Raw genomic sequence first — 10088 nt, 5'->3', positions numbered from 1 at the left:
GAGGCCACCGCGTCGCGGCGCTCCGCGGACCGGGCCGCGACGACGATGCCGACCCGCGCCTCGACCGGGCCCTGGCGCAGCGTCGGGTCGAGGTCCTCCACGAGCTCCTCGAGCACGTCGATCGTGCCGTCGAGCGCGCGGGCCTCCTCGACGGTCGAGCGCGCCCACGCCAGCTCCGCCCGCAGCGCCGGGAGCTCACCGCCCTCGATGAGCGGGGCGAACCCCGCGACGACGGCGTCGAGGTCGGCCAGCGCCTCCGCGAGCCGCTCCACGTCCGGCCCGTCGGAACCGCCCGAGCCGGCGGACCCGAGGCCCGGCTCGTCGTCGTCGGGGACCTCGTCCTCCCCCGCGGGCACCGTCACCGACGACCCGCCGTCAGCACCGAAGTCGGGGCCCTCGTCGTCGTGCTCCGCCGCGCCGCCCACGTCGCCGAGCCGCGGCGTGGGCTCGGTGTCGGGCTCGACGGCGGCGTGGAGGGCGGCGACCCGCTCGCGGATCGCGGCGAGGACCAGGGTGGAGGCGGTGACTGTCTTCGGCACGTGAGCAGGTGTACCCCACGCGACGGGCCCGTGATCAGACCGGACGGCGGCGATCCGGCAACGTTCACGGTGTCGCCACCTGCAGGCCGCCCGGACCCGCCCGGTTTCGTGACGCCGGGCCCGCGGGGACCCGCCCCGCACCCGGGAGCGGCCCGGGTCCACCCGAGAGGAGCAGGATGCAGGAAGAGGAATTCATCAGTGCCGTCCGGCAGTCCCTGGACTTGGACAACGAGGGCGCGAGCGCGGCCGTGCGGGCGACGCTGTCCGTGCTCGGCCGGCGGCTCGCCGGGGGCGAGGGCAAGGACCTCGCCTCGCAGCTGCCCGGCAGCCTCGCGGCGCAGATCCCCGACGACGCCCCGGGCGAGCAGTTCGACGTGTCGTCGTTCTACCAGCGCGTCGCCGAGGCCGAGCGCGCCGAGGGCCGCGAGGTCACCGACGCCCAGGCCCGCCAGCACGCCCGCGCGGTCGCGAAGGGCCTGGAGACGGCCCTGTCCGGCGGGCTCTGGAACCACGTCGCGAGCCAGCTGCCCGAGGACTACGCCGACCTGCTCGGCACGGACAACGTCCAGAAGCACTGACGGCCACGTCGGATGCGGCCCGCGCGGGCTCGTTCCGCGCGGGCCGGGGACGCACCGTCGGTCAGGTCCCGACGGCGAGGGCGGCCGCGCCCAGGAGGGCGCCGACCGACGCCGCCGCCGAGCGCACCCGGTGGGCGCGCGTCCACGGCGCCGCGAACCGGGCCCACGCCCCGGGCTCCTCGTCGCGCGCCAGCACCTCGTTGCGCGGCACGTTGAGCGCGAGGGTGACGACGAGGCCCGTGGCCTGCGTCGCCGCGGCCGCGAGGGAGAGCGGGGCGGGTGCGACGACGGCTGCGGCCACCGCCAGCGCCGGGGCGCCGAACAGCACGGCGAGGAACGAGGGCCGCACGATCGCGGTGTTCACGCGGCGCATCACCTCGGCAGCGGCCGCGTCGGCCGCGTCGTCGGGTGCGTCCGACGCACCGACGGGGACACGGAGACGGTGCAGCGCGGGCAGGACGGCGAGGTCGAAGGCCAGGTAGATCCCGCCGAGCGCCGCCCCCACGACCGGGGCGGCGACGGCGATCACGGAGATGTCGGTCATGACGTCGATTCGACGCCGACCGACCTGGACTCTCCATCATCTGCGGTACCCCGTGCATGCGCGTCCGTCTACGCTCCCGGCGTGGACGCCATCGTGGGACTGCTCGAGGGTCCCCGGGCCGCCGGCGCCTTCCTGCTGCGCTGCGTCCTCGAGCCGCCGTTCTCGGTGCGGATCGAGGACGGGGCGCCGCTGACGGTCGTCGTCGTGACCCGCGGGTCGACCGCGGTCCGCCCGGCCGCGCAGCCCGGCGCGACGTACCGGGCGGCGGCGGGCGACGTCGTCGTCGTGCGCGGACCGCAGCCCTACACGGTGACGGACGACCCGGCCGTCCCGGTCCAGGCGGTGATCGGCCCCGACCAGCGCTGCTGGTCGCCGCCCGGCACGCCGCGTCCGCCCCACGAGCTCGGCGTGCGCACCTGGGGGCACGCACCGGACGCGGCGACGTCGATGCTCGTCGGCACCTACCCCGTGGGCGGCGAGATCGGGGCACGGCTGGTCCGCTCGCTGCCGGAGGTCACCGTGCTCGGTCCGGGCGACCTCGACGGCGCCGCCACCGGGCCGCTGGTCGACCTGCTCGACGCCGAGCTCGACCGTGAGGCGCCGGGCCAGGACGTCGTGCTCGACCGTGCCCTGGACCTACTGCTGGCCACCGTCCTGCGGGCCTGGTTCGCGGGACCGGCGGCGCCGTCCGCGGCGCGGGCGCGACAGGACCCCGCCCTCGGCGCGGCGCTGCGGGCGATGGAGGCCGATCCGGGACGGGGGTGGACGGTCGCCGGGCTCGCGCGGGACGCCGGACTCTCGCGGGCGGCGTTCGCGCGCCGGTTCGCCGAGCGGGTGGGCGAGCCGCCGATGGCGTGGCTGACCGACCTGCGACTGAGCCTCGCCGCGGACCTGCTCCGGGGCACCGACCTCACGCTCGCGGCGGTCGCCGGCCGCGTCGGGTACGGCAGCCCGTTCGCGCTCTCGGCGGCGTTCCGGCGGGAGCGGGGAGTTCGACCCGCGGCGCTCCGCGCCATGTGAACGAATCCGGTCGTTCCGACGACCACAATCGTTCACATGCGCAGCCTGTTGATCACCGGTGGATCCCGCGGGATCGGTGCCGCCACCGCCCGCCGTGCGGCCGCGGCGGGGTGGGCGGTGTGCCTGACCTACCGCAGCGACCAGGCCGCCGCGTCGGCGGTCGTCGCCGCGATCGAGCGCGACGGGGGGCGCGCCGCGGCGGTCCGCGCGGACGTCGCGGTGGAGGCCGACGTGGTGGCCGCGGTCGAGGCCGCGACGACGGTGGCGCCCCTCGGCGCGGTCGTCGCGAACGCCGGGATGGTCGGCGAGAAGACGCGGGTCGACGCGCTGACCGTCGACCGGGTCGAGCGGATGCTCGCCACCAACGTGACCGGCGCGATCGTCACCTGCCGCGAGGCCGTGCGGCGCCTCTCGACCGCCCACGGCGGCCGCGGCGGGGCGATCGTGCTGGTCTCCTCGGCCGCGGCGCGCCTGGGCTCCCCCGGCGAGTACGTGGACTACGCCGCGTCGAAGGCCGCGGTCGACACCCTGGGGCTCGGACTGGCCAAGGAGGTCGCCGACGAGGGCGTCCGGGTCACCGTGGTGCGGCCCGGGGTCATCGACACCGACCTGCACGCCTCGGGCGGCCAGCCCGACCGGGTCGCGCGCCTCGCCCCGAGCCTGCCGATGGGCCGGGCCGGCACCGCCGACGAGGTCGCGGCGGCGATCGTCTGGCTCGTCTCCGACGAGGCGTCCTACGTGACCGGCAGCGTCCTCGACGTCGCGGGCGGCCGGTAGGCGGAGCGCACCTATCGAGCAAGCGCTTGCGCACCTACTCTGGGCCGATGAGCGCCGACGCCGCCGCCCAGCACGCCACGGCCCTGAGCCGCGCGACGCTCTCCGAGCTCGCCGTCCCGGTCCCGACCTACGACCGCGACGCGCTGCGCGTCGGCATCGTGCACATCGGGGTCGGCGGCTTCCACCGCGCCCACCAGGCGATGTACCTCGACCGGCTCTTCACCGAGGGCCGCGACCACGAGTGGGCGCTGTGCGGGGTGGGCGTGCTCGAGGCCGACCGCGCGATGGGCGAGGTCATGCACCGCCAGGACGACCTCTACACGCTGGTCCTCAAGCACGCCGACGGCTCGCGCGAGCCCCGCGTGATCGGCTCGATGGTCGAGTACCTCGTCGCACCAGACGACCCGGAGGCCGTCCTCGACCGGATGACCGACCCGGCCACCCGCATCGTCAGCCTGACCGTCACCGAGGGCGGCTACCACGTCAACACGGCCACCGGGGAGTTCGACCCGTCCGAGGCCTCGGTCGCCCACGACCTCGCCCGCGCCGCCGACACCCTCCCGCAGTCGGCGTTCGGCTACCTCGTCGAGGCGCTGCGCCGCCGCCGGAGCGCCGGGACCGCGCCGTTCACCGTCATGAGCTGCGACAACATCGCCGGCAACGGCGACGTCGCGCACCGCATGATCACCGCCTTCGCCCGGCTGCGTGACGACGAGGCCGGTGACGACCTCGCGGCGTGGATCGAGGCCGAGGTCCCGTTCCCCAACTCGATGGTCGACCGGATCACCCCGCGCACCACCGACGACGACCGCCGCGAGCTCGCCGAGCGGTTCGGGGTCGACGACGGCTGGCCGGTGGTCTGCGAGCCCTTCACGCAATGGGTGCTCGAGGACCGCTTCGTCTCCGGGCGACCCGCGTTCGAGGAGGTCGGCGTGCAGGTGGTCGCCGACGTCGAGCCCTACGAGCTGATGAAGCTGCGCCTGCTCAACGCCTCCCACCAGGCCATCGCCTACCTCGGCTACCTCGCCGGGTTCCGCTACGCCCACGAGGTGTGCGCCGACGACGAGTTCGTGCGCTTCGTCCGCGGCTACATGGACTCCGAGGCCACACCGACCCTGCTCCCGGTCCCGGGCGTGGACCTCGACGATTACAAGGCGACGCTCGTCTCCCGCTTCGCCAACCCCGAAATCCGCGACACCCTCGCGCGGCTCGCGGCGGAGTCGTCGGACCGGATCCCGCCCTGGCTGGTGCCGGTGATCCGGCAGAACCTCCGCGACGGCGGGCAGATCGAGCGGTCGGCGCTGATCGTCGCCGCGTGGGCCCGCTACGCCGAGGGGGTCGACGAGCACGGCGAGCCGATCGAGGTCGTCGACACCGGCCGCGCCGAGGACCGCACCGCCGCCGCCCGCCGCTACCCCGACGAGCCCCTGGCGTTCCTGGAGGACCGCTCGCTGTTCGGCGACCTGGTCGACGACGACCGCTTCACCGACGCCTACCGCCGCCACCTCGACCGGCTGCACGGCGACGGCGCCCGCGCGGCGCTGCAGGCGGTGCTCGCCGGCTCCTGAGTCCGCGTGCGCCCCGCCACCTGCGCTTGCAGGAGCTAGCACAGGTCCTTACCGTGGGGGTCAGCCGCAACGGAGGGGGCCACACATGTCCGGCGTCGAGAGCGTCGACAAGGCGCTCGGTCAGGCCGTCGAGGACATCGGTGGCTACATCCGGAAGCAGCGGGAGTCGGCCCAGGTGTCGCTGCGCCAACTCGCCAAGGTCGCCGGCATCTCCAACCCGTACCTGAGCCAGATCGAGCGGGGGCTGCGCAAACCCTCCGCGGAGATCCTCGGCCAGATCGCGACGGGGCTGCGCATCTCCGCCGAGGCGCTCTACGTCCGCGCCGGGCTGCTGGAGGAACGCCAGGGCTCGGCCGTCCTGGACTCCCTCGCGTGCGACCCGGAGCTCACCGAGCGCCAGAAGCAGGTCCTGCACGACATCTACGAGTCGTTCCGCCGCGAGAACCGGGCGCGTCCCGAGACCACCACCACCGCGGCGCCGGCCGGCCCGGCACCGGCACGGGACGCGGGCGCCGTCCCCGACGCCACGGCCGTCGCGGCCGCCCTGGCCGCCACGTCCGACCCGCCCGAGTAGGCGGCGCACCCCTGCGAGCGCCGACACGCGGGGGGTGCGGAATGATGGCCCGAGTAGTCTTGTTGATCGGTACAGTGACCGGCGCCTCCGTACTCTGCGAGGCCGGTTGCTCCCCCACCGCACACACGCCGTTCCCCGAAGGAGAGCTGTGGCCGTCAGTGACGCCGGCAGCACCACCCGCCCGTCCTCGCGCACCCTCGACCCCGAGCAGGCCCGCGAGGACCTCATCGACCAGGAGACCGCCGAGCTGAACCAGCTGCTCGACCGGATCGACGGTCTCACCTACGAAGCCCGCCGTCGGCTGCGCCGCCTCGAGCACCACCGCCGGGGCGTCGCCCCCGAGTGGACCTCGCGGCACCGCTGACGGATCAGGCGAGGCGCTCCCCGCTGGTGGCGTCGAAGGCGTGCACCGCGTCGGCGTCCACCCGCAGGGCGATCGTCTCGCCGTAGCGCACGGAGGTCCGGCCCGGGCCGCGGACCACCAGCGTCGTCGACTCGTCCTCGGCCATGTGCGCGTAGAGGTAGGACTCGCTCCCGAGCTCCTCGACGACGTCCACCACGGCCTTGATCCCGTCACCCGAGCCGTCGGAGTCGATCGAGAGGTCCTCCGGGCGCACCCCGACGGTGACGGTGTCGGCCGAGCCCGCGGCGTCCCGGATCTCGCGCGTCAGCGGGATGTCCATGCCGCCGAGGCTGACCCCCTCGCCCTCCCGGCGCAGGTGGAGCAGGTTCATGGCGGGCGAGCCGATGAAGCCGGCCACGAACGCGTTGACCGGGCGGTCGTAGAGCTCCGAGGGCGTGGCGTACTGCTGCAGCTTCCCGTCGGCCAGCACGGCCACGCGGTCGCCCATCGTCATGGCCTCGACCTGGTCGTGGGTCACGTAGACGGTCGAGACCGCGAGGCGGTTCTGCAGCTGCGCGATCTGGGAGCGGGTCTGGACGCGCATCTTGGCGTCGAGGTTGGACAGCGGCTCGTCCATGAGGAACACCCGCGGCTCGCGGACGATGGCGCGGCCCATCGCGACGCGCTGGCGCTGCCCGCCGGAGAGGGCCTTGGGCTTGCGGTCGAGGTACTCGGTGAGCCCGAGCAGGGCGGCCGCCTCCTGGACCTTCGCCGCCCGCTCGGACTTGTCGAGCCCGCGCATCTTCAGCGGGAAGGCCATGTTCTCGGCGACGGTCTTGGACGGGTAGAGCGCGTAGTTCTGGAACACCATCGCGATGTCCCGGTCCTTCGAGGACACGTCGACGACGTCGCGCCCGTCGATGCGCACGCTGCCCGCGTCGATCGGCTCCAGCCCCGCGAGCATGCGCAGCGCCGTCGACTTCCCCGACCCGGACGGCCCGACGAGGACGACCAGCTCGCCGTCGGTGATCGTCAGGCTGAGCTTGTCGACGGCGGGCTTCGCGCCGGGGGTGTAGATCCGCGAGGCCTCGTCGAACTCGACTTCCGCCATGGCTGCTCTCTCCCTACTTCACTGCGCCGAACGACAGGCCCTGCACCAGCTTGTTCTGGGCGAACCACCCCGCGAGGACCACCGGCAGCGCCGCGAGCGTGGCCGCCGCCGACAGCCGGGCCCAGTACAGGCCCTCGGAGGTGATGAACCCGACGAGGAACACCGGCACGGTCCCGGCGTTCGCGGCCGTGAGGTTCACCGCGAAGAAGAACTCGTTCCACGCGAAGATCACGCAGATCAGCCCGGTCGCGAAGATGCCGGGCGAGATGATCGGCAGCACCACCTCGCGCAGCGTGCGCCCGAGCGAGGCGCCGTCGATCGACGCCGCCTCGAGCAGCTCCCCGGGCCCCTCGAGGAAGAAGGAGCGCATCATCCACACCGCGATCGGCAGGTTCATCGCGGTGTAGAGGACGATCAGGGTCCAGATGTTGTCCAGGGCCCCGATCTCGTTGACCACGACGTAGATCGGGACGATCGCCGCGACGACCGGCAGCATCTTCGTCGAGATGAAGAAGAACAGGACGTCCTGGGTCTTCTCCACCGGCCGCAGCGACACCGCGAACGCCGCAGGGGTGCCGAGGACGAGCACGAGGATCGTCGAGATCACCGTCGCCCCGAGCGAGTTCGCCAGGTACGGCCCGATGCCCGCGTCGAACACCGCCCGGAACTGCTCGAGCGTCGGGGTGAAGAACAGCGTGGGCGGATCCGTGTAGGCGGCGTTCTCGGACTTGAACGCCGTGAGCACCATCCAGAGCACGGGGAAGAAGAACCCGATGGCGACGATCCACGCGAGCGTGGTCAGCAGCACCGGACCGATCCCCCCGCGCCGCCGCGGCCCGTCGACCCGCTCGGCGGAGGCGGTCGTCGTGGGGGCGTCCTCGATCGTCGCGGCCATCAGCTCTCACTCCCGGCGGCACCGAAGGAACGGAACACCAACCGCAGCGCGAACGTCGCGACGATGATCGTCGCGATCACCACGACGACGCCCATCGCGGCCGACTGCCCGATGTCGAAGCCGAGGAACGCGCGCTGGTAGATGTAGAAGGGCAGGTTCGCCGACGCCGTCCCGGGGCCACCCTGGGTGATCATGTACACGGCGTCGAAGGTGTTCACCAGGTAGATCGTGCCCAGCACGATCCCCAGCTCCAGGAACCGCCGCAGGTGCGGCAGCGTCAGCTCCACGAAGATCGCCCAGGCGCCGGCGCCGTCCACGCGGGCCGCCTCGATCTGGTCGCCGGGCTGGGACTGCAGGCCCGCCAGGAGCAGCAGCATCATGAACGGCGTCCACTGCCACACCAGCGCCGCCATCACCGAGGCCAGCGGGTAGTTCGAGACCCAGTCGGTCTCCCCGGCCCCGAACGGCGAGAGCACGAAGTTGATCAGGCCGTAGGTCGGGTCGAGCAGCGTCGTCTTCCACAGCAGCGCACCGGCGACCGGCGTGATGAGGAACGGGGTCACCAGCAGTGTCCGGACGACGCCGCGGCCGATGAAGTGCCGGTTGAGCAGCAGCGCGAGCAGCAGGCCGAGGACGACCGAGATGAGCACCGACCCGAGCGTCATGATGATCGTGTTGAGGGCGACGCCGCGGAACTGCGAGTCGGTGAACACCCCGACGTAGTTCTGGAACCACACGAAGTGCAGCGACCCGGGCCGGACCAGGTTCCACGACTGGACCGAGTAGTAGAGCGTCAGCAGGAACGGGATCTGTGTGACGACGATGGTGAACACCAGCGCCGGCAGCAGGGGCGCCCGCCGCACCCACCCCTCGGCCCGCGACGAGCGCGTCGTCGTGCCCCCGGCCGGCGCGGGTGGTGGTCCCGACGGCGCGGCCGGTCTCTCGATCGTGGCGGTCATGATGGGTCGAGCTCCGCTTCGCTTCGTCTCCCGGTCACTGGTAGCTCTCCCCCACCGTCGACGCGTACTCCTGGGACTGCTCGAGGGCCTCCTGCACGGTCTTCTGCCCGGCGATGGCGGCGGACAGCTGCTGGCTGACCCGCGTGCCGAGGTCCTGGAACTCGGGGATGCGCACGAACTGCACCCCCTGGTAGGGCACGGGCAGGACCGTGGGCTTCTGCGGGGTCGCGCGCGCGATCGCGTCGAGCACGGTCGGGCCGAAGGCGGCCGCGGCCTGCTGGTACTGCGGGATCTGGTAGGTCGAGAGGCGCGACCCGGGCGGCAGCGAGGTCCAGCCGAGCTGGGTACCGACCCGTTGCATGTACTGCTTCGAGGTCATCCAGCTCATGAACTTCCACGCGGCGTCGGGGTGCGCCGAGGTCTTCGGGATCGCCAGTGACCACGAGTAGAGCCAGCCGGAGCTCGGCGTCGCGACGACGGGGGCCGGGGCGTAGCCCACCTTCCCGACGACCGTGGACTCGTCGGGGTTCTCGACGGTGCCCGCCGCGGACGTGGCGTCGTACCACATGGCCGCGTTGCCCTGGCCGAACTGCGTGGCGCACTCGGAGAAGCCGGACTGCGCGGCGCCGGGCTCGCCGTAGCTGCGCACCAGGTCGACGTAGAACTGCGCCGCCTGCTCGACCTGCGGGCTGGTGAGCTGCGCGTGCCACTGCGGGTCGTACCAGCGGCCACCGAAGGTGTTCAGCACGGTGTCGAACGGCGCCAGCATCTCGCCCCAGCCCGGCTTGCCGCGCAGGCAGATGCCGGCCCGCCCCTGGGAGCGGTCGGTGAGCCGGGCCGCCATCTCGGCCACCTGCTGCCACGTCGGCTGGGCGGGCATCGTCAGCCCGGCCTGCGCGAACAGGTCCTTGCGGTACATCAGGAACGACGACTCGCCGTAGAACGGCACCGAGTACATGTGGCCCTGGTAGGAGAGCGAGTCGCGGACCGTGGGGATGAAGTCGTTCGGGTCGTAGCCCGGGGTCGAGTCCACCAGCGGCTGCAGATCGGTGAGCCAGCCGTTCTGCGCCCACTGCGGGGTCTCGTAGTTCGAGATCATCACGACGTCGAACTCACCGCCGCCGGTCGCCACGCTCGCGGTGATCTTCGCCCGCGCCTCGTTCTCGGACAGCGAGACGAA

The 10088-nt window shown here is 73.1% G+C and carries 12 protein-coding genes; 6 read left to right on the top strand and 6 right to left on the bottom strand.

What is annotated here, in order from left to right; translation table 11 throughout:
• Positions 1 to 539 (bottom strand): hypothetical protein (locus AC0CYZ_RS13815; protein ID WP_472216228.1); only part of this gene is annotated, 539 nt, incomplete at its 3' end.
• A gap of 176 nt (positions 540 to 715) precedes the next feature.
• Here AC0CYZ_RS13815 and AC0CYZ_RS13810 point away from each other — a divergent pair.
• Entirely contained in the window at positions 716 to 1117 is a 402-nt protein-coding gene (locus tag AC0CYZ_RS13810) for a DUF2267 domain-containing protein (RefSeq protein WP_472216226.1), read from the top strand.
• A gap of 61 nt (positions 1118 to 1178) precedes the next feature.
• Here AC0CYZ_RS13810 and AC0CYZ_RS13805 read toward each other — a convergent pair whose 3' ends face one another.
• A complete protein-coding gene (locus tag AC0CYZ_RS13805; protein WP_472216224.1) occupies positions 1179 to 1661 on the bottom strand; it encodes an anthrone oxygenase family protein in 483 nt (160 codons plus the stop codon).
• An 81-nt stretch (positions 1662 to 1742) separates the two neighbouring features.
• Here AC0CYZ_RS13805 and AC0CYZ_RS13800 point away from each other — a divergent pair, with 81 nt between their 5' ends.
• The 5 genes from AC0CYZ_RS13800 (at position 1743) to AC0CYZ_RS13780 (ending at position 5964) form a co-directional block, all read left to right on the top strand.
• Entirely contained in the window at positions 1743 to 2681 is a 939-nt protein-coding gene (locus AC0CYZ_RS13800; RefSeq protein WP_472216222.1) for an AraC family transcriptional regulator, read from the top strand.
• 36 nt (positions 2682 to 2717) lie between these two features.
• Positions 2718 to 3458 (top strand): SDR family oxidoreductase, encoded by a 741-nt coding sequence (locus tag AC0CYZ_RS13795; protein WP_472216220.1) that lies wholly within the window; start codon positions 2718 to 2720, stop codon positions 3456 to 3458.
• A gap of 47 nt (positions 3459 to 3505) precedes the next feature.
• Entirely contained in the window at positions 3506 to 5026 is a 1521-nt protein-coding gene (locus tag AC0CYZ_RS13790) for a mannitol dehydrogenase family protein (protein ID WP_472216218.1), read from the top strand.
• 85 nt (positions 5027 to 5111) lie between these two features.
• Positions 5112 to 5600 carry a helix-turn-helix domain-containing protein gene (locus AC0CYZ_RS13785; protein ID WP_472216216.1) on the top strand — a complete coding sequence of 163 codons (489 nt, stop codon included), beginning with the start codon at positions 5112 to 5114 and terminating at the stop codon, positions 5598 to 5600.
• A gap of 148 nt (positions 5601 to 5748) precedes the next feature.
• The gene (locus AC0CYZ_RS13780) at positions 5749 to 5964 is read left to right on the top strand and encodes a hypothetical protein (RefSeq protein WP_472216214.1); all 216 of its coding nucleotides are present in this window, start codon (positions 5749 to 5751) and stop codon (positions 5962 to 5964) included.
• A gap of 4 nt (positions 5965 to 5968) precedes the next feature.
• Here the strand turns inward: AC0CYZ_RS13780 and AC0CYZ_RS13775 are convergent, their stop codons facing one another.
• From AC0CYZ_RS13775 to AC0CYZ_RS13760, 4 genes are all read right to left on the bottom strand, one after another.
• Complete coding sequence (locus AC0CYZ_RS13775; RefSeq protein WP_472216212.1) at positions 5969 to 7054, bottom strand: ABC transporter ATP-binding protein; 1086 nt, start codon at positions 7052 to 7054, stop codon at positions 5969 to 5971.
• A gap of 13 nt (positions 7055 to 7067) precedes the next feature.
• Entirely contained in the window at positions 7068 to 7949 is an 882-nt protein-coding gene (locus AC0CYZ_RS13770; RefSeq protein ID WP_472216210.1) for a carbohydrate ABC transporter permease, read from the bottom strand.
• A complete protein-coding gene (locus AC0CYZ_RS13765) occupies positions 7949 to 8908 on the bottom strand; it encodes a carbohydrate ABC transporter permease (protein WP_472216208.1) in 960 nt (319 codons plus the stop codon). The genes AC0CYZ_RS13770 and AC0CYZ_RS13765 overlap by 1 nt, the downstream gene beginning before the upstream one ends.
• 34 nt (positions 8909 to 8942) lie before the next feature.
• On the bottom strand, positions 8943 to 10088 hold a 1146-nt coding region (locus tag AC0CYZ_RS13760; protein WP_472216206.1), incomplete at its 5' end, for an ABC transporter substrate-binding protein.

It is taken from the genome of Actinomycetospora sp. (genome assembly GCF_055612215.1).
Note: the sequence above shows the minus strand (reverse complement) of the source record. Positions and strands in the feature narration are given on the sequence as shown.

Bases quoted from the DNA above. Each gene is read 5' to 3' on its own strand.
- AC0CYZ_RS13805 (WP_472216224.1), bottom strand. From the start codon at position 1,661: ATGACCGACATCTCCGTGATCGCCGTCGCCGCCCCGGTCGTGGGGGCG.
- AC0CYZ_RS13770 (WP_472216210.1), bottom strand. From the start codon at position 7,949: ATGGCCGCGACGATCGAGGACGCCCCCACGACGACCGCCTCCGCCGAG.
- AC0CYZ_RS13810 (WP_472216226.1), top strand. From the start codon at position 716: ATGCAGGAAGAGGAATTCATCAGTGCCGTCCGGCAGTCCCTGGACTTG.
- AC0CYZ_RS13775 (WP_472216212.1), bottom strand. From the start codon at position 7,054: ATGGCGGAAGTCGAGTTCGACGAGGCCTCGCGGATCTACACCCCCGGC.
- AC0CYZ_RS13795 (WP_472216220.1), top strand. From the start codon at position 2,718: ATGCGCAGCCTGTTGATCACCGGTGGATCCCGCGGGATCGGTGCCGCC.
- AC0CYZ_RS13790 (WP_472216218.1), top strand. From the start codon at position 3,506: ATGAGCGCCGACGCCGCCGCCCAGCACGCCACGGCCCTGAGCCGCGCG.
- AC0CYZ_RS13765 (WP_472216208.1), bottom strand. From the start codon at position 8,908: ATGACCGCCACGATCGAGAGACCGGCCGCGCCGTCGGGACCACCACCC.
- AC0CYZ_RS13785 (WP_472216216.1), top strand. From the start codon at position 5,112: ATGTCCGGCGTCGAGAGCGTCGACAAGGCGCTCGGTCAGGCCGTCGAG.